Genomic DNA, 18083 nt, shown 5'->3' on the forward strand with positions numbered 1-18083 from the left:
AAGTTACGCCGCCCGGCAGATACCTGTCAAACGATAGGTAAGCTGACCGGATGGAAGACGAACAGAGCGCGCGGCTCTTCGAGCTAGCCGATCTGATCCTCGCGGTGGCCCGGCACATCAACGCCGCCAAGGAAGCCGACGCCGAGTCGGGAACGCCGCTGGAGGGAGCGGTGATGCGGTTCGTCGACCGGCATCCCGGAACCACGGTCAACGCCGCGGCCGAGGCCACCCAGATGATCTCCAGCAACGTCAGCAGAGCCGTCCGGGGCCTGGAGCAGAAGGGGCTGCTCCGCCGGGACGCCGATCCCGAGGACGCCCGGCGGGTGCGCCTCTACCCCACCGAAAAGGCCGCCGAGAACTTGCAGCGGCTGCGCGACACCTGGTCCACGCTGCTCGACGGGACTTCCCCGACCGAGGCCGGGGCGTTGATCACGGCGCTGCAGAGCATCGAGACCCGGCTAGTCACCCGATCCCGCGGCTGATCCGCGCAACCGGGCCAGCACCGCGTCCAAGCCCTGCCGCACCATCTCCGGCATGCCGTCCCGGCGCAGATCGGTCAGCAACTGCTCGTTGATCCCGCCCGGGGTCATATGCCGGGAAGTCAGCTCCGCCAACGAGCCGCCCCCGGCCAGGGACTTTCCGACCTGCGCGAACACATGCCTCACGTACGCCGAAGCCGCCTCGTCCTCGACGCCCTGCGCGACCATCCACCCGGCAATCGTCGCCAGATAATCCAGGTGCGCGGCGAACGTCGACGTCGCCGCACTGAACGCTTCCAAGCTCGGCTCGTCGCGAGGCACCACTACCCCGCCCACGCGCTCGAACAACTCCCGCGCGACGCCGTCCTCCGGGTACATCGCAGTCAGGCTCTGCCGCTGCGCCGCCTGCGGCAACGGAATCGACCGCACCACCCGCGAAGCCGGTGCGACCAACTCCCGCACCTGCTCCACCCGCACCCCGGCCACCGCGCTGAGCACCACGTGCTCCGGCCGGAACGCCAGCTCAGCCACCACTTCGCGCAGCACCGGCGGCCGCACCGCCAGCACCACAGTGTCCGCCTGATCCAGCACTTCCTGATTGCTCGCGCACACCCGCACGTCCGGATACCGGGCAGCCAGCCCCGCGCCGATTTCCCGCGAGCGCGGCGACAACACGACCGGCAAGCTTCCGTCGAGCCCGGTCACGATGGCCGCGGTCAGCTCCCCGGTACCGACAAACCCCAGCACGCTTCCCCCACCGAACACTCAGCGACGCCCGCCTGGATGGACGTGCGTGGGCGGCCCTTCCACCCCGCAATGCAAGCAATCCCCGGGATGCGGCGAATCGTCCGGCTCGGCGGCGCCGAGCACTCCGTTGTGAATTCCCAACGCGATCAGCCCGCCGGCGATCGCCAGCACCGCGCAGATCACCAGCGCCGTCTGCCATCCGGCGGTCAGCGCGACCGGATCCCGGTACGCCGAACCAGTCAAACCAGCCGCGGCGGGCAGCACCGCCACCGCCAGAAGTCCACCCGATCGGGCGATCGCGTTGTTCACCCCGGACGCGACCCCGGCGTACCGATCCGGCGCGGCGGCCAGCACCGTCGCGGTTACCGGAGCGACCACAGTGGCCAGCCCCAGCCCGAACACCGTCACCGCGGGCAGCACCGACCCGAGGTACGACGACCCCGGCCCGACCCGCGTCAGCAGCAACATCCCCACGCCGACCACGATCGGCCCGACCACCAGCTGCAGCCGCGGCCCGATCCGCTGCGCGAGCGCGCCGGACCGCCCGGAAAGCAGCAGCATGATCACCGTGATCGGCAATCCGGCCAGTCCGGCCAGCGTCGGCGAATAACCCAGCGACACCTGAAGCTGCAGAACCAGCAACATCATCACGCCGCCGAGCGCCGCGTAAACCACGAACGTCAGCGCGTTCGACAGCGTGAACGTCCGGTCGCGGAACAACGACGGCGGCACCAGCGGTTCGGCAGCACGGTGCTGGAGCCAGAGAAACAACCCCAACCCGACCACCCCGGCCACCAACGCGACCAGCACGACCGGATCGCCGATCCCGCGCACCGGCGCCTCGACCAGCGCACCGGTGACCCCGGCCAGCCCGAGCGCGCCGACCGCCGCGGCGACGTAGTCCGGATGCCCGGTCGCCGCGGTATCCCGCGACTCCGGCACGAATCGCCGTGCCATCAGCACGACGACCACCGCGAGCGGCAGGTTGATCAGGAACGCCAGCCGCCACGACCACGCCTGCACCAGCAGTCCGCCGAGCAACGGCCCGACCGCCGCGGCGATCCCGCCGAGCCCGGACCACGAGCCGATCGCGCGCGCCCGGTCCTCGTGCGAGAACGACGACTGCAAGATCGCCAGCGAACCCGGCGTCAGCAACGCCCCGCCGATTCCCTGCAGCACGCGGAACAGCACGAGCAGCTCAGTCGACGTCGCCGCCGCGCACAGCCCGGACGCGAGCCCGAACCACACCACGCCGACCAGGTACACGCGCCGCCTGCCATAGCGGTCGCCGAGCGACCCGGCGACCAGGATCAGCGCGGCCAGCGCCAGCAGGTAGCCGTCGAGAATCCACTGCAGACCGGCGACCGACGCGCCGAGCTCCTCGCCGATCCGGGGCAGCGCGACGTTCACGATCGTGCCGTCGAGCATCGCCATCCCGGAGCCGAGGATGGTCGTCCAGAGCACGCCGCGAGCCGCGGGCGTGCCCCAGCGGATGCCGGTGTCCCCCGCGACGCCCACGCGGTCAGGGAAGCAGCGTGGTGACGAACTTGTACCGGTCGCCGCGATAGACCGCGCGGGCGAACTCGACCGGCTTGCCGTCGGTGGCGAACGAATGCCGGGTCAGCATCATCACCGGCATGCCGACGTCCGCGCCGAGGATCTCCGCTTCCTGCGGCCCGGCCAGCGACGTCTCGATGGTCTCCTCCGCGCGCTCCAGCTCGACTCCGTAATGCTCGCGCAGCACCGCGTACAGCGAACCGCCCGCGGTGATGTGCTTGCGCAGCCCGCGGAACCGGCCGAGCGGCAGGTGCGTGGTCTCGAGCGCCATCGGCTGGCCGTCGGCGAGCCGGAGCCGGCGCAGCCGCAGGATCTTCGCGCCGTTGCGCAGCTGAAGCAGCTTCGTCATCTCGCCCTCGACCGGCAGCTCTTCGAGCTCCAGCAGCTGGGACGACGGCTTCAGGCCCTGCTTGCGCATGTCCTCGGTATAAGAGGACAGCTGCAGCCGCTGCGCGAGCTTCGGCTCGGCGGCGAACGTGCCCTTGCCCTGGACGCGGTGCAGTCTGCCCTCGGCGGTGAGATCCGCCAGCGCCTGGCGCACGGTGGTGCGCGAAACGGTGAATTCTCCCGCCAGCGCCCGCTCGGTCGGGATCGGCGATCCCGGCGGCAGTGCGTCGAGCAGGTCCAGCAGATGCTGCTTCAGCGCCCAGTACTTGGGTTCGCGCTGCCCTCGCGCAGCAGTCCCCGCCTCGCTCGCGGGGGGTGTCTCCAGCATGCCCGGCTCCCTCAGTCTTCCCACATTAAACGCGCCACTGCCCCGTGAGGAAACGTACCCTTCTCCCGACCCGCTCCGCCCGGCTAGCATTGGTCTAGACCTGACCGGACGCCGCTCAGCACACCGGGACCCGTCCCGGCGGAGAGGAAAGTGATGACCCAACAACGTCCCGGCGAGCACATGGCCGCGGAAATCTCGGAGCAGCCCAGCATTCTTGCCGGGCTGGTCGAGCGGCGGTCCGGCATCGCGGAAGTTGCGGAAAAGATTTCACAGAACCCGCCGCGGTTCGCGCTGCTCGCCGCTCGCGGTTCGAGCGACCACGGCGCGCTGTACGCGAAATACCTGATCGAGGTACTCCTCGGCCTGCCGGCCGGGCTCGTGTCGCCGTCTACCGCGACGCTCTACGGCGCTCGTCCGGACCTGCGCGACGTGCTCTTCATCACGGTCAGCCAGAGCGGCGGTTCGCCCGACTTGATCGAGGTCACCGAGGCCGCCCGCCGCCAGGGCGCGCTGACCGTGTCCGTGACCAACACCCCGGACTCGCCGCTGCGCGCGGCTTCGGAACTGGGTGTCGACATCGGCGCCGGCCTCGAAAAGGCAGTCGCGGCGACCAAGACCTACTCCGCGACGCTGATGGCGCTGTATCTCTTCATCGACGCGATCCGCGGCGGCAAGGGAGAGGACGCCGAGAAGATCGGCGAACTGGCCCAGCAGACGCTCGACGGTTCCGTCGAAGGCGTGCAGCGCGCGGTGGACCGGTATCGCTTTGTCGACCGCGTTCTCACCACCGGTCGCGGCTACTCCTACGCCAGCGCGCTCGAAGCTTCGCTGAAGCTCGCCGAGACGAGCTACCTCGCGGCCCGCGCCTACAGCGGCGCGGACCTGCTGCACGGCCCGGTCGCGGCGGTCGACGGCGAGACCGCCGTGCTCGCCGCCACCAGCCTCGGCCGCGGCGGCGAAGCCATGCGCGAGGTGCTCGAAGCAGTCAGCGAGCGCGGCGCGGACGTGCTCGCGGTCGGCTCGGCGGCGCAGGACGTGCCCGCCGCGCTGCGCATCCCGGTCGCCCCGACGGTCGAGGAATTGGCTCCAGTGCTGGAAATCCTGCCGATCCAGCGGATCGCGCTCGGGCTGTCGCTCGCTCGCGGCGGCAACCCGGACAACCCGCGCGGTCTGCTGAAGGTGACCAAGACCCGGTGAGCCTCGTAGTAGGCGTGGACGCCGGCGGCACCTCGACGCGAGCGATCGCGATCGACGCCGCCGGCGTCGTGCGGGGCACCGGAGCCGCGGGCGGCGCGAACCCCAACTCACATCCGCCCGCGGAAGCGGCGGCCCGGATCGCCGGAGCCATCGAATCCGCAGTGGACGGACGGACCGGCGTACTCGGCGTCGTGGTCGGCATGGCAGGCGAGAGCAAGCTGTCCGACCCGGCCGTCGCGGCGGAGTTCACCGCGGCGTGGGAGCGGATCGGTCTCGGCGGCCTGGTCCGCGTCACCGGCGACGCCGAGGTGGCCTACGCCTCCGCGACCGCCGAGCCGGACGGGACCGTGCTCGTCGCGGGCACCGGCTCGATCGCCGGGCGCATCCGCGGCCGCCGGATGGTCGCCACCGCGGGCGGCCACGGCTGGCTGCTCGGGGACGAAGGCTCCGGATTCTGGCTCGGTCGCGAAGCCGTGCGTGCCACGCTCGCCGCGCTCGAAGGCGACGGCCCGCTCGACGGATTGGCCGGGGCGGTCCTCGCGGAAGCGTTCGGACCGTCCGCAGTGGACTTGTCCGACCGCTCCAAGCTCAAGTGGGCGCTGGTGACCCATGCCAATGCGGAACCCCCGGTCCGGCTCGCCCGGTACGCGCCGCTGGTGAGTGCCGCGGCGGCCGCCGGCGAGCCCGTCGCGGAGGAAATCGTCGCGCGGGGCGCCGGGCATCTCGTGCGCGTGGCTCGCGCCACGCGCGAGCCGGGAGAAAAAACTCCGATCGTGCTCGTGGGCAGCGTGCTGGCCGAAAACAGCCCGGCCGGGGCTCGCGTGCGGGCCGAATTCGCCGGACTCAACGTTCTGACCAGCTCCGATGGAGTGCTCGGCGCGGCGTGGCTCGCGGCGGTGGGAGCGTGGGGCGAGGACACCCCACGACCATCCCGACGGGTGAATGCCACCAAAACTTGAGTGGAAGAGTCGAAACCGTCGACTCAACCCCTCCGGTCCGGGTACCGTAGGAACCGGCCCCCGGACCCTCCCCCCTCGCCGGGGGCCGCCTTAACTTCCGGGTCCGTTTTCGGGCCCGCCCGCACCCGGGTCCTTCGCCAGGCGAAGGCCCGGGTGTTCTGCTGGAAGGCTCCGGTAGAGGACCCAGCCGCTCACCGCCACCGTCGCCGCCACCAGCGGCCAGGACAGCACCGTGCGCGCCACTCCGAGCGCCACCACCTGCCCGGTCCACCACAACAGGCCGTAAACGACCACGCGCAGCAAGTACTGCAGCACCCACACGCCGCTCGCCCACGAATACGCGCGCAGCAGGGCCGGATCGCGCCGCCAGCGGGTCTTCTGCCCGAGGAGCAGTCCCACGATCACGCCGAGCAACGGCCAGCGCACCGCGATGCTCGCCGCGAACAGCAGCGCGCTCGCCGCGTTCGAGAACAGCTGCAGCAGGAAGAAGTCCTCGGCCCGGCCGGTGTGCATCGCGATCAGCGCCGCGATCACGACCGCGGCGAGGCTCACCACCACCGCGCGCGCCTTGTCGCCGCGGATCAGCCGGTACGCGCCCAGCAGCACGGCGACGCCGATCGCGACCCCGGCTCCCCACGCGATCGACTGGCCGGACGCCAGCCAGCCGACGACGAACGCGGCGGGCGGGATGCTGGCGTCGATCGCGCCGCGCCGCCCGCCGAGGATCTGCGTGAGCGACTGCCGCGCCGGCCCCTTCGCAGTCTCGTCTGTCACAGCTTCCAGCCTGCCGCAACTCCCGGCGGACCCCCAGGTCGGGAGACCTACCCCACACGGCGCCCGGTACCGGCCCGATCGTGAGCTTCGTCCCGGTGAAATTGCCGTAATAAGGAGGCGCGAGACCCCGACAAGGTAAGAGACTGTGACGTCTGGCTGAACTCGTCGGGTCCGGCGGGAAGGATACGGGGATATCCGACTGTTAGTTGGGGTGTACAACTAGGGCCGGGACTTCACGGGGAACAGGCGCGCACCAGCGGGAAAGGGGACCCAGCGTGTACGGGATCAACAGCTACGTAGCCATCGGGGACAGCTTCACCGAGGGGCTCAACGACGACCACCCGGACGGGACGTTCCGGGGGTGGGCCGACCGGCTCGCCGAGATGCTGGCGGGAGACGAGCCCGGTTTCCAATACGCGAACCTGGCGCTGCGCGGCAAGATGCTCGACGAGATCATGGACGAGCAGGTCCCGATCGCTCTGGAGCTGAAGCCCGACCTGGTCACGCTGTGCGCGGGCGGCAACGACGTGATCGTGCCGGGCGTGGACGTCGACGCCATCGCGGCGCGCTTCGAGGCGGGGGTGGCGAAGCTGCGCGCGGCCGGGATCCCGGTGGTGATCTTCAACGGGCCGGACACCAAATCGCTGTCGGTGATGAGCGTGCTGCGCGGCAAGGTCGCGATCTACAACACGCATCTGTGGGCGATCGCGGCCCGGCACGGCGCGAAGATGGTCGACATGTGGCACATGGAGCCGCTGCACGACCGGCGCGCCTGGAGCGACGACCGACTGCACTTCACGCCGGACGCGCACCGCCGGATCGCGTTGCTCACCGCCGAGGTGCTCGGCGTCCCGGTCGACGAGGACTGGCGCGAGCCGTACCCGCCGAGCAGCGAGCCCGCCACCTGGATGACGTCGCGGCGCTCGGACCTCGCGTGGACCAAGATGCACCTGCTGCCGTGGATCCGCCGCCAGCTGCGCGGCGAGTCCATGGGCGACGGCCTGCAGCCGAAGCGGCCGGAGCTGGCTCCGCTCGTACCGCTTGTGCCGGACGACCCGGCGAGCATCAGCATCGACGTGCGAGGCAACGCGACCGCCTCCTGAACGCGGTTCCCTCGACAGTGCCTGTGCCGGTGACCACCGGTACAGGCACTGTCGCGAGAGCCACCCGAACGGCGGCCGTCACCAGGTCGCCAAGCGGAGCGGCCCGGCATAGGGTCCCTTTATGTCCGGTGCACGAGGGTGGCTTCGCTTGATCCCCGTGGCAGTGGTGGTCACGGCGCTGCTCGCGGGCATCGTCACTTGGCTGCAAGGCAGCGGAATCCAGGACGATCTCGCCGCGCGATCACGCTCCGCTCTCGACGCGGCCGGTCTCCGCGGCGGCGACGTGAAGTTCTCCGGACGGCAGGCGACCCTCGAAGGATTCCCGGCCGAAGACGCCGGCCGCGCGCTGGGCATCGTGCAGGGAGTCGACGGGGTCGAGTCGGCGCAAGCCTCCGGCGGCACCGGGCCGGTGCGACCCGCGCCCTCACCCGAACCGTCCACGACGCCGCCGGCCAGCCCGCCGCCGAGCTCGGCCGCCCCGCCCGCCGCGCCGCCGACCGACCGCGACGGAATCCAGGCCGAACTGGACCGCAAGCTCGCCGCCGCGCCGCTCACTTTCGAACCGGACACCGACCGTCTCACCGACCAAGGCGAGCAGGCCGCGCGCGACCTCGCGCCGTTGCTGCGCGACGCACCGGACAACCTGCGCTACCGCTTCGTCGGCCGGGTCGCCGGCGGTCCGGGCGGGCGCGGTGCCGCGCTGAAGCTTTCCCGCAACCGGGCGCTGGCCGTGATCCGGTTGCTGATCCGCGAGGACGTGCCGCCGGACCGATTGCTCGCGGTGGGCAGCACCAGCGGCTCGGACAGCGGGAACGACGGCGACCGGCGGGTCGAGATCACAGTGGAACAGAGGTGATGGCGGATGCTCTGGCTCTTCGGGCAGATCTGGCTGTGGCTGCTCGTCTCGTTCCTGCTCGGGGCGGCGGTCATGTGGCTGTTCACGCGGGCGTCCCGGCCGAAGGCCGAGGCTGACGAAGTGCCCTACCGGCCCGCCGTCGCGCCGGTCGAGGATCCGGTCGAAGAGACCCGGCACATCCCGCGGGCGAACCCGTACGAGGACTACGAGGACCACCAGGAACCGGCGCATCCGCACTACGACGACCCGCCTGAGCGCGTCTACAACGACTACCCGGACGTCGACCCGGACGAGCCGTACCACGGGCACCCTCCGGCGCACGGCCCGGCCGGGCATCCGCTGCCCGATCCCGAGCCGCGGCTGTCGGGCGAACTGAGCTGGCCCGAGAACGACCAGCGGAGTCCGCACTGGCCGCACGACGACGAACCCGCGCCCCGCCGACCTGGACGCAGTGGCTGACACCCACCTGGTAGATTCGGCTACGCACGGTAAGCGGGCTGAGGGCCCCGGGCGACGTCAGGAGGTCCTATGGCGCTTCCGCACTGGACGTCGCAGAACCAGTTGCCGCCGGGCCGCCACCACGCCGACATCGCCGACGTCTACGAGCGGCTGGTGTACGACGCGCCACACCAGAACGAGCGCGAGATCCTCTTCAGCGCGCTCAACAGCTACCTCGGGGTCGCCCAGCGGGTGATCACCTCCGGGCGGGCCTGGCTCGGCGGCGCGTTCGTCACCCGCACGGCGCATCCGCCGCGCGGGCTCGACGTGGTGCTGCTGCCGGACGAATGGGGCGCGCTGAAGCGGCTTGACGACAGCGGCCGCACCGCGCTGTACGGCCTGCTGACCCTGCGCGGCATCATCGTCGGCCAGCCCGCGATGTACCTCGACCAGATCCAGCCGGTCGGCGGCATGCTCGACGGCTTCCTGTGCCGTCCCGGCGACGAGGACGTGTGGGAATCGGTGTGGGCCGACGGCGGCAGAGGCATCCCGGAGATGGTGTGGTGAGGAACGAGTTCCGGCGGATCGCCGACGAGATTCCCGGCGGCACGTGGCTCGACGACCTCGCGCGCGCCTCGGCGATGGCGGCGAACGCGAAGTTCGAACGCACCTGCCGCGCGCCGCTGCTGCACGTGTCGGTGATCGGCGAAACGCACATCGACGCGTACACCTTTTCCGACATCAGCCGCGCGCTGCAGGACGCCACGGCGAAGATCGGCCACATCATCCGCAATCCGTCGAATGAGGTCACCTTCGTTCAGCAGGCGGACCGGGACAAGGCCCCGTTGATCCAAAAAGGACAGGCGGGCAACGCGATCTTCTTCGGTTTCCCGGAACCGGCGGTCGACGACGCGTTGATCCACGACGGCATCGAAACGCTGTCCGAGCGCGCGGTGAAGGAACTCTGCGATTTCCTGCCCGCCAACGGTTCCGACGACGGCGCGCTCGACGCGGTGCTGCTGCAGCGCGACACGGTGCGCAACGCGGTCAGCGATGTCGTCAACGCGGTCAGCAAGCACGCGGGCATCGGGATGGCGCTCACGCCGACCGCGGGCGAGCAGGTGACCCGGAGCATGACCACCGAACAGGCCAGGGTGCTGCAGGGCAGCCTGCGCGAATCGCGCGAGGCGGTCGGCTACGAGACGGTGACCGGACGCCTCGACGGCGTGCGCACCCGGCGGCGGATTTTTTATCTGGAGCGGGAATCCGGCGGAACCATTCAGGGCGCGGTCGCCCCGGATCTGCTCGACCAGATCAAGGAAAATCTCGATCGCCCGGTGACCGCGCGGTTGCGCGTAGTGCGCACGACGACCATCGACGGACGCCGCGGCAGGCCGGTGCACGAACTTCTCGAGATCACTCCGGAAGTCAACCTTTTCGACCAGTGAATGGTGCGCGGGCACGACCGCGTCGCCAGGTCAGGGCCGTTCGGGTAAGCACGCGGTCGCTCTTCGGAATCACCCGGAAGTCTTTTTCGGCCAGCAAATGGCGCCGGTTCGCGCAATCCGGCGGGAAATGACCCCGATTGGCCGGACGCGGTAAATGAATGACATTGTCTCTCGATAACGATTATTCCAACTACGCGGCTATCTGCGTTAGCGTCTTCGCCAACACAGCGGAAGAGGCACGCATGACGACCGAGCAGCCGTATCCGGCCGCACCCGCACGACACAGCCGTACCACTACTCGCCCTGGTCCGCACCGTCCATCCCCGCAAGTGACGACCCGGACGCCCCGGCAGGCACCGTCCCGAAGGCGGGCGAACTGGCCCGGTGGCCTCGCGGTCACGCTCGGCCTCGCCGCGGCCGGGGTCGCCTTCCTGCCGGATTGGGGTTTCCTCGCCTGGCCGCTCGCCGGCGTCGGCCTGGTCGCCGGAATTGCGGGAATCGTACTTTCCTCCAAGGGGACAATGCGCGGATTGGGTGTCGCCCTCACCGGAACCACGCTTTCCGCACTCGCCGTCCTGCTGTGCGGCGCGATGGCGCTGTACCCGTCGATGTTCGGCACCGCGCGGGCGGGCGAACTGCACATCCCGCCGCAGCCGGGCGAGAAGCATTCGGTCGACTTCGTGGTGACGTCGGCGGGCGGCGCGACCGTCCGCTACGGCACGCTCAACGACCAGCGCACCGCGTCCACCCCGCCGAGCACCGACGACTGGCACGGCCACGCGTCCTACGACGGCGGCACGCCGATCCTCTCGCTCACCGCGGACACCGCCAACGCGGGCGTGACCAACCAGATCAGCTGCCAGATCCTCGTCGACGGGAAGAAGGTCGCCGAGAGCAGCGGCAGTTCGATCGCGCTCTGCACGGCGAACGTCGAGTAGAGCCTGGCGGCCGGCCGGCCTACCCCCATCTCGGCCGGCCAACCGCCACCGAGCCGCTCCTGGCGGCTCTTCCAGGTCCGCGCGGTACTGCCGCGGTCCCGTCGCCGGCTTCACAGCCTGCCCCTCCCCTAGGGCTCCGCCAGCGTCGCGGCCGACCCTACGCGCGCTGACCGCCCAATGGCTAAGAATCCGCTAAGCGGGCGCGATTATTACCACGTAGACCTGCGAAAACACAGCTGAACGTTGTACAAGAGCCGGGCTCGCCGACTGTCCGCTCACTCCCCTGCCGAGAACTTAAGGCGCGTCGCCTTCAACTCTGTGAAGGACCGCCAGCCCGCCTTCCGGCCTCACCCGCGGCGCCGCCCTAAGCTCCCGGCATCGCCGCTCACTCCAGGTCGGCAGCTTCCTTGCGCAAGTCCTCGACCTGCCGCGGGTTCATCCGCTCGTACAGCGCCACCGCGCGCCGGTACTGCTCCCGCGCCGAATCCAACCGCTCCTGCGCGCGCAGGATCCGCGCCAAAGTCACCCGCAGGATGCCCTCTTGCAGCTCGAACTGCCGCGCCACCGCCAGCGAGACGGCCTCCCGCGCGTAGCCTTCGGCCGCTTCCAGTTCGCCGATGTCCAGGTGCAGTTCGGCGAGGTTGTTCAGCGACACCACGGCGTAGCTGTCGTCGCCGAGCTCGCGGTCTATCTCCAGCGAGGCCAGCTGATGCGTGATCGCCTCGATCGGACGACCGGCGCGCTTCTCCGTCTCGGCGCAGTTGTTGAGCGCCTGGCCGCGCAGTTCGAGGTCACCGGTGCGTTCGGTCTCCGCGACCGCCTCCAGCAGCCGTTCGATCGCCTCGGAGTAGCGGCCGAGCAGGGTCAGCACGCTGCCGAGGTGGATCTTGGCGACGATGAGCGAACGCCCGTCGAGCCTGGTGGCCAGGCCGACCGCGCGTTCGGCGTCGGCGATGCTGCCCTGCGACAGCTCGAAGGTGAGCGCGATGGCGCAGCGGGAGATCAGCATCCAGCACTGCCCGAGCGGTTCGTTCGCGGCCTCAGCCGCGGCCAAGCCGAGGTCGACCAGCCGGATCCATTCCTCGTACAGCGGGCAGACGACCCGGTAGGTGTGCGCGACGCGGGCGAGCCGCCAGACGTCGGCGTAGCGGCCGTCTGCGTGCGCGGCGTCCAGCACGGCCAGCAGGTTCGGCCATTCCGCGGCGAACCAGTCCTGGGCCTGGGCGAAGGTCTCCAGCGGCGGCAGCGCGTCCGGCGGCACGAGGCCGGTCAGGTCGAGTGGGTCGACGATGCGGAGCATCTTCCGGCGCGCGGTGTCCGAGGCGGCCTGGTGATAGCGGATCGCCCGGTCGAGCACCGCCACGCGTTCCGCCGGGTCCAGTTCGGTTTCCGCGAGTTCGCGCAGATAGAGCCGGACCAGGTCGTGCGGGGCGAAGGCGTCGCGCGAGGTTTCGGCGATCAGGTTGTGCGCGGCGAGCGTGCGCAGTTCGCGGCGAGCCTGCGCTACCGGGATCTCCGCGATGGCCGCCGTCAGATGCGGTCCGGTGTGCCGCGCGGGCACCGCGCCCAGCCGCAGCAGCGTCCGGGCGAGGCCGTCGGGCAGGCCGCGGAACGAGACGTCGAACGCGGCCCGCACGCCGTCGTCGGCTCCGGTCACGTCCAGGCCGGCCAGCCGGGTGCGTTCGTTTCCCAGCTCTCCGACGAGGTCCTTGAGTGTCCACTGTGGACTAGCGGCGAGCCGGGCCCCGGCGATCCGCAGCGCGAGCGGCAGATAACCGCACAGCCGGGCCAGCGCGTGGTTGAGGTCGAAGTCCGCGGGGCCGGCCAATTCCTCGATCACGCTCACCGCGGCTTCCGGCGCGAGCGTGCCGAGCACGCGCAGCTTCGCCGCGTGGGACACCGCCAGCGCCTCCAACCGCGACCGGCTGGTCACCACCGTCATCGACCGCGCGCCCGGCGGCAGCAACGGACGCACCTGTTCGGCCGAACGCGCGTCGTCGAGCAGCACGAGCATGCGCCGCCCGGCGATCAGCGAGCGGTACAGCGCGACGCGTTCGTGCCCGTGCTCCGGCACCTCGTCGGCGGGCACGCCGAGGCCGAGCAGGAACTGCGACAGCAGATCGCCCGGCTCCAGCGGCGCGTGGTGCGGGTCAAACCCTTGCAGCGCCGCGTACAGCACCCCGTCCGGGAACAACCGGGCCGCGCGATGCGCCCACCAGATGACCAGCGCGCTCTTGCCGACCCCGGCGGTGCCGGACACGATCACCGTGCTGTCGCCGCGTTCGGCGAGCCCGTCGAGCCATTCCACCTCCGCCTCACGCCCGGCCAGCGTCGGCAGCGCAGGCGGCAGCTGAGACGGCGCGACGGCCTGCTCCGGCACCGCGCCCTCGTGCGCGGCGAGATCGTCGTTGAGCACCCGCTCGTGCAGCGAGCGCAGATCGGCGCCGGGTTCGACGCCGAGCGAGCCGAGCGTGGCCCGCGAGACGGTGCGGTACAGCTCGAGCGCCTCCCCGCGCCGCCCGGCGTGGTAGAGCGCGCGCATCAGCTGTCCGGCGATGCGTTCGGCGAGCGGATCGGCGCGGACGATCGGGCTCAGCTCCACGATCAGCTCGTCGTAACGGCCGAGGTCGAGATCCGCGTTGACCCGGGCGTAGCGGATCGCGTGCCGCAGCTCGTCCAATTCGGGTGCCCGCACCGAATCGGGCACACCGGACAGCGTCGGGCCCTGCCACAGCGAGAGCGCTTCGGCGAGCAGCTTCGAGGCGCTCTCCGGCGGTTCCAGCGCGGCCTGGTCGAGCAGCGCCCGCGCGCGGTGCGCGTCGATCCGCTCCGGGGCGAGGGAAAGCTGGTAGCCGGGCGGCCGGGTGTTGATCACCGCGACCGGTTCGGCCATCTCCCGCAGCAGACGCCGCAGCTGCGACACGTTGCCGTGCACGATGGTGCGGGCGGTGGCGGGAGGATCGTGGCCCCACAGCGCGTCGATGATCTCCTCGAGCGGCACCACCTTGCCCACGCGCAGCGCGAGCAGCGCCAGCAGCCCCTTCACCCCAGGACCGCCGACGGGAACCGCACGGCTGCCGTCGAGCAGCCGCACCGGGCCGAGCAGTTCGACCCGCGCGCCGGCGTCGGCCATGCTCGCGCGCACCTCCCAGGCTCACCCCCAGCCAGACAGGTCAACCTACCGTCAGCGGCAGCCCGCAGACACCGCTCTTTCGTGAATTTCGACCCGGAAAAGACAAGTCCGGCCCCGCTCCATCAGTCCCGATCTGATGGTGCGGGGCCGGACTCAATGATCGTCGGCCGGGCCGCCAGGGGGCGCGGTCCACCCGTGCATCGCGGCCGTCCGCCCGCGGTTCGGGGGGGCTCACCCCGAGCAAGAACCCGGACCGCCGCGGACAACCATGCCCCCGCAGACGAGCTGCGAGGTGGCGCCAACGTAACAGGGCGCACATTCTTCGTTACGAGCGACCCGCCGGTTGGCGAAGGTAACGCTGGTCACCGCGTGATCGGCGTGGTGTCGCGGCCGGCGATGAACGACGGCCGCCGCTGGCTCGCGGCGAACGGCTCCTGCAGCGCGTTCTCCACGCTGTTGAACACCAGGAAGATGTTCGAGCGCGGATACGGCGTGATGTTGTTCGACGAGCCGTGCATGATGTTCGAGTCGAACCACAGCGCCGAACCGGCCGAACCGGTGAACTGGTCGATGCTGTAGTCGGCGGCGAGCTTCGTGATGTCGTCCGGCGACGGCACGCCCACCCGCTGGTCCTTGAGCGAGCTCTTGTAGTTGGCGTCCGGGGTCTCGCCGACGCACTGCACGAACGTGCGCTGGGAGCCCGGCATGACCATGAGCCCGCCGTTGTACGGGTAGTTGTCGGTGAGCGCGATCGAGCAGCTCACCGCACGCGGCGACGGCATGCCGTCCTCCGCGTGCCACGTCTCGAAATCGGAATGCCAGTAGAAGCCGGTGCCCTTGAAGCCCGGCATGTAGTTGATCCGGCTCTGGTGGATGTAGACCTCGGAGCCGAGGATCTGCCGGGCCCGGTCGAGCACCCGCGGATCGCGGATCAGCTCGGCGATCAGGCCGGAGATCTCGTGCACGTCGAAGATCGAGCGGACCTCGCCGGTCCGGGCCTCGGTGATGACGCGCTCGTCGTCGCGCAGCGTCTCGTCCGACGACAGCCGGACGACCTCCTGCCAGTACGTCTGGACCTCACCGGGCGAGAGCAGTCCGTCCACGACCGTGTAGCCCTTGGCGTCGTGGTTCGCCAGGGTCGCGGCGTCGATCGGGCCGTCAGCCTCGGTACCCCACACCGTGGGGTGCACGCGCGGAAGATGCTCCGGCGTACCGGTGATCCGGGTCGGGTAACCGTCGTCGACCCGGGTGTCCATGATCGTCACAGTGGCTCGCCTCCAGTTCTTCTGGCGTTTCTTCTTTCTCGGGGTGGTGGTGGGAGCGGCTCAGTGTCAGGACTCTTCGGTGACGAGCGGGTAGACCCCGTTCTCGTCGTGCACCTCGCGGCCGGTGACCGGCGGGTTGAACACGCACACGCACTTGATCTCGGTCTTCGGCCGGACCTGGTGCTTGTCGTGGTCGTTCAGCAGGTACAGCGTGCCCGGCTTGAGCGGGTGCACCTCGCCGGTGGCGAGGTCTTCGATCTCGCCTTCACCGGAAGTGATGAAAACGGCCTCGATGTGGTTGGCGTACCAGAAGTCGTTCACCGTGCCCGCGTACAGCGTCGTCTCGTGCACCGAGAAGCCGACGCCCTCCTTCGCGAGGATGATGCGCTTGCTGCGCCAGTTCTCGGTCTTGATGTCAGCGTCGGTGTCGGTGATCTCGTCGAGTGTGCGGACCAGCAAGTGAAGGGCTCCTTCTTGTTCTTCGGGGCAGTTACTTGAGAACGGCGGCGACGGACTCGGTGATGATCGCGAGGCCTTCGCTCAGTTCTTCGTCGGTGAGGGTAAGCGGCGGCAGCAGTTTCATCACTTCGCCGTCCGGGCCGGAGGTCTCCATCAGCAGGCCGCGCTCGAAGGCCTCCTTGCAGACCGCGCCGGCCAGCTCGCCGTTCGCGAACTCGAGACCGCGCGCCAGACCGCGGCCCTTCGCGACGAGGTTCGCCTCCGGGTAGGTCTCCACGAGGTCCTTGAAGGTGCTCGCGATGCGCTCGCCCTTGGCCTTGGTGGACTTCTCCAGCTCGTCGTCGCTCCAGTAGACGCGCAGCGCCTCGGTCGCGGTGACGAACGCCGGGCTGATGCCGCGGAAGGTGCCGTTGTGCTCGCCCGGCTCCCAGACGTCCAGCTCCGGCTTGATCAGCGTGAGCGCCATCGGGAGGCCGTAGCCGCCGATCGACTTCGACAGGCAGACGATGTCCGGCGAGATGCCGGCGTCCTCGAAGCTGAAGAACGGGCCGGTGCGGCCGCAGCCCATCTGCACGTCGTCGAGGATGAGCAGGATGTTGTGCCGCTTGCACAGGTCGTCGAGGCCCTTGAGCCATTCCAGGCGCGCGGCGTTGATGCCGCCCTCGCCCTGCACGCCCTCCACGATCACCGCGGCGGGCTCGTTCAGGCCGCTGCCGGAGTCTTCGAGCAGCTTCTCGAAGTACATGAAGTCCGGCATCGCGCCGTCGAAGTACTTGTCGTACGGCATCGGCGTGGCGTGCACCAGCGGGATGCCCGCGGCGCCGCGCTTCATCGAGTTGCCGGTGACCGACAGCGCGCCGAGCGTCATGCCGTGGAACGCGTTGGTGAAGTTGATGACCGATTCCTTGCCGGTCACCTTGCGCGCCAGCTTGAGCGCGGCCTCCACGGCGTTCGCCCCGCCGGGGCCGGGGAAGACGATCTTGTAGTCCAGCTCGCGCGGCGCGAGGATCTTGTCCCGGAAGGTCTCCAGGAAGTCCCGCTTCGCGACCGTGTACATGTCGAGCGCGTGCGTGACGCCGTCGCGCTGGATGTAGTCGATCAGCGCCTTCTTCAGGTGCGGGTTGTTGTGCCCGTAGTTCAGCGCGCCGGCGCCGGCGAAGAAGTCGAGGTAGGGCTTGCCGTCCTCGCTGTAGAGCCTGCTGCCCTGCGCCCGGTCGAAGACGACCGGCCACCCCCGGCTGTAACTGCGGACTTCTGATTCGAGCTCTTCGAAGATGCTCATGACGATTTCTTTCGCTCCTACTCGGCGAAATTGACGGGTTATTAGCGGCGCAACGGCCCGATGCGGTAAAGATCCTCGGGTTCGTGTGCCTCCCCCTGCGGAAAATCAGCGACTTCGAACAACCGGCGGTGTTCCAGATCCGCGTTCCAGCGCTTCGCGAACGACTCGAACAGCCGGATCGAGGCCTGGTTGTCCGGAGTGATCGTGGTTTCCAGGTATCGCACGCCCTCGCCGACCAGACGCGTGTACAGACTGTCCAGCAACTGCCCGGCCAGGCCTTTTCCGCGCTGCGAAGCGTCGACGGCGACCTGCCACACGAGCGCGACGTCGGGCGCGGCCGGCCTTCGGTAAGCGATCACGAATCCGACTGGCTCACCGTCGACGCGGGCGACGACCGAGGTCTCCGCGAAATCCTTGCACCACAACAGGTACGCATACGGCGAGTTGAGATCAAGCTTCTGCGAATCGCGCGCGATTCGCCAGAGAGCGGCACCATCGGCCTTGGTCGGGGATTCGATCAAGTGCTTTCCGGACATACTTTGGAAACGTAACAGAGAATTTTCGCGCCGCCAGCGATCCATGCCACGCCCACCGCCCTCACCAGGGATGACGTGGATACCCCGGTGAGGAGGACCACAAACATGTTTAGCGGGGCGCGGTTCTGGGCACGCGTCCGCCTGGGCCGCACACCTTCGGTATGCGACCTGTGACCCCAGACCATGGGCCCTCGTCG

At 69.8% G+C, this 18083-nt stretch carries 18 protein-coding genes; 9 read left to right on the forward strand and 9 right to left on the reverse strand.

Features of this window, described 5'->3' with window-relative positions; translation table 11 throughout:
• Positions 1–50 precede the first annotated feature (50 nt).
• Entirely contained in the window at positions 51–482 is a 432-nt protein-coding gene (locus ACZ7SW_RS22725) for a MarR family winged helix-turn-helix transcriptional regulator (RefSeq protein WP_470232408.1), read from the forward strand.
• On the opposite strand, the gene ACZ7SW_RS22730 is transcribed toward ACZ7SW_RS22725, so the two are convergent.
• The 3 genes from ACZ7SW_RS22730 to ACZ7SW_RS22740 are packed head-to-tail and all read right to left on the reverse strand — an operon-like array spanning position 459 to position 3498.
• Positions 459–1226: an NAD(P)-binding domain-containing protein gene (locus ACZ7SW_RS22730; protein WP_470232409.1), complete on the reverse strand. Its 768-nt coding sequence runs from the start codon at positions 1224–1226 to the stop codon at positions 459–461. The two genes, ACZ7SW_RS22725 and ACZ7SW_RS22730, sit on opposite strands and share 24 nt — an antisense overlap.
• Before the next feature lie 18 nt (positions 1227–1244).
• The gene (locus tag ACZ7SW_RS22735; RefSeq protein WP_470232410.1) at positions 1245–2744 is read right to left on the reverse strand and encodes an MFS transporter; all 1500 of its coding nucleotides are present in this window, start codon (positions 2742–2744) and stop codon (positions 1245–1247) included.
• 4 nt (positions 2745–2748) lie between these two features.
• Positions 2749–3498, reverse strand: coding sequence for a GntR family transcriptional regulator (locus ACZ7SW_RS22740; RefSeq protein WP_009084055.1), 750 nt, complete (start codon positions 3496–3498; stop codon positions 2749–2751).
• Between the two features lie 153 nt (positions 3499–3651).
• Here ACZ7SW_RS22740 and ACZ7SW_RS22745 point away from each other — a divergent pair, with 153 nt between their 5' ends.
• The gene (locus ACZ7SW_RS22745; protein ID WP_470232411.1) at positions 3652–4695 is read left to right on the forward strand and encodes an SIS domain-containing protein; all 1044 of its coding nucleotides are present in this window, start codon (positions 3652–3654) and stop codon (positions 4693–4695) included.
• Entirely contained in the window at positions 4692–5654 is a 963-nt protein-coding gene (locus ACZ7SW_RS22750; protein ID WP_470232412.1) for an N-acetylglucosamine kinase, read from the forward strand. Before ACZ7SW_RS22745 ends, ACZ7SW_RS22750 begins: the two co-directional genes overlap by 4 nt.
• Before the next feature lie 90 nt (positions 5655–5744).
• On the opposite strand, the gene ACZ7SW_RS22755 is transcribed toward ACZ7SW_RS22750, so the two are convergent.
• The gene (locus ACZ7SW_RS22755) at positions 5745–6428 is read right to left on the reverse strand and encodes a DUF3159 domain-containing protein (protein ID WP_470232413.1); all 684 of its coding nucleotides are present in this window, start codon (positions 6426–6428) and stop codon (positions 5745–5747) included.
• A 275-nt stretch (positions 6429–6703) separates the two neighbouring features.
• Between ACZ7SW_RS22755 and ACZ7SW_RS22760 the strand changes: the two genes are divergently transcribed.
• The 6 genes from ACZ7SW_RS22760 (at position 6704) to ACZ7SW_RS22785 (ending at position 11211) form a co-directional block, all read left to right on the forward strand.
• Positions 6704–7531, forward strand: coding sequence for an SGNH/GDSL hydrolase family protein (locus ACZ7SW_RS22760; protein ID WP_470232414.1), 828 nt, complete (start codon positions 6704–6706; stop codon positions 7529–7531).
• A gap of 157 nt (positions 7532–7688) precedes the next feature.
• A complete protein-coding gene (locus tag ACZ7SW_RS22765; RefSeq protein WP_470232613.1) occupies positions 7689–8387 on the forward strand; it encodes an OmpA family protein in 699 nt (232 codons plus the stop codon).
• Positions 8388–8393: 6 nt separating this feature from the next.
• Positions 8394–8846, forward strand: coding sequence for a LapA family protein (locus tag ACZ7SW_RS22770; protein WP_470232415.1), 453 nt, complete (start codon positions 8394–8396; stop codon positions 8844–8846).
• Between the two features lie 69 nt (positions 8847–8915).
• Complete coding sequence (locus tag ACZ7SW_RS22775; RefSeq protein WP_470232416.1) at positions 8916–9392, forward strand: DUF6932 family protein; 477 nt, start codon at positions 8916–8918, stop codon at positions 9390–9392.
• The gene (locus ACZ7SW_RS22780; protein ID WP_037809292.1) at positions 9389–10273 is read left to right on the forward strand and encodes a hypothetical protein; all 885 of its coding nucleotides are present in this window, start codon (positions 9389–9391) and stop codon (positions 10271–10273) included. Before ACZ7SW_RS22775 ends, ACZ7SW_RS22780 begins: the two co-directional genes overlap by 4 nt.
• A 329-nt stretch (positions 10274–10602) precedes the next feature.
• Entirely contained in the window at positions 10603–11211 is a 609-nt protein-coding gene (locus ACZ7SW_RS22785; RefSeq protein WP_470232417.1) for a hypothetical protein, read from the forward strand.
• A gap of 385 nt (positions 11212–11596) precedes the next feature.
• On the opposite strand, the gene ACZ7SW_RS22790 is transcribed toward ACZ7SW_RS22785, so the two are convergent.
• The 5 genes from ACZ7SW_RS22790 to ectA all read right to left on the reverse strand — a co-directional run bounded on the left by ACZ7SW_RS22790 (position 11597) and on the right by ectA (position 17886).
• Positions 11597–14344, reverse strand: a complete 2748-nt coding sequence (locus ACZ7SW_RS22790; RefSeq protein WP_470232418.1) for an AfsR/SARP family transcriptional regulator — start codon at positions 14342–14344, stop codon at positions 11597–11599.
• 362 nt (positions 14345–14706) lie between these two features.
• A complete protein-coding gene (gene thpD, locus ACZ7SW_RS22795; protein WP_470232419.1) occupies positions 14707–15609 on the reverse strand; it encodes an ectoine hydroxylase in 903 nt (300 codons plus the stop codon).
• A 66-nt stretch (positions 15610–15675) separates the two neighbouring features.
• Positions 15676–16068, reverse strand: coding sequence for an ectoine synthase (locus ACZ7SW_RS22800; RefSeq protein ID WP_470232420.1), 393 nt, complete (start codon positions 16066–16068; stop codon positions 15676–15678).
• 31 nt (positions 16069–16099) lie between these two features.
• Entirely contained in the window at positions 16100–17350 is a 1251-nt protein-coding gene (gene ectB, locus ACZ7SW_RS22805; RefSeq protein WP_470232421.1) for a diaminobutyrate--2-oxoglutarate transaminase, read from the reverse strand.
• 41 nt (positions 17351–17391) lie between these two features.
• Positions 17392–17886, reverse strand: coding sequence for a diaminobutyrate acetyltransferase (gene ectA, locus ACZ7SW_RS22810; RefSeq protein WP_470232422.1), 495 nt, complete (start codon positions 17884–17886; stop codon positions 17392–17394).
• Positions 17887–18083: the final 197 nt, after the last annotated feature.

The sequence above is a fragment of the Amycolatopsis sp. NPDC114484 genome, assembly GCF_055633755.1.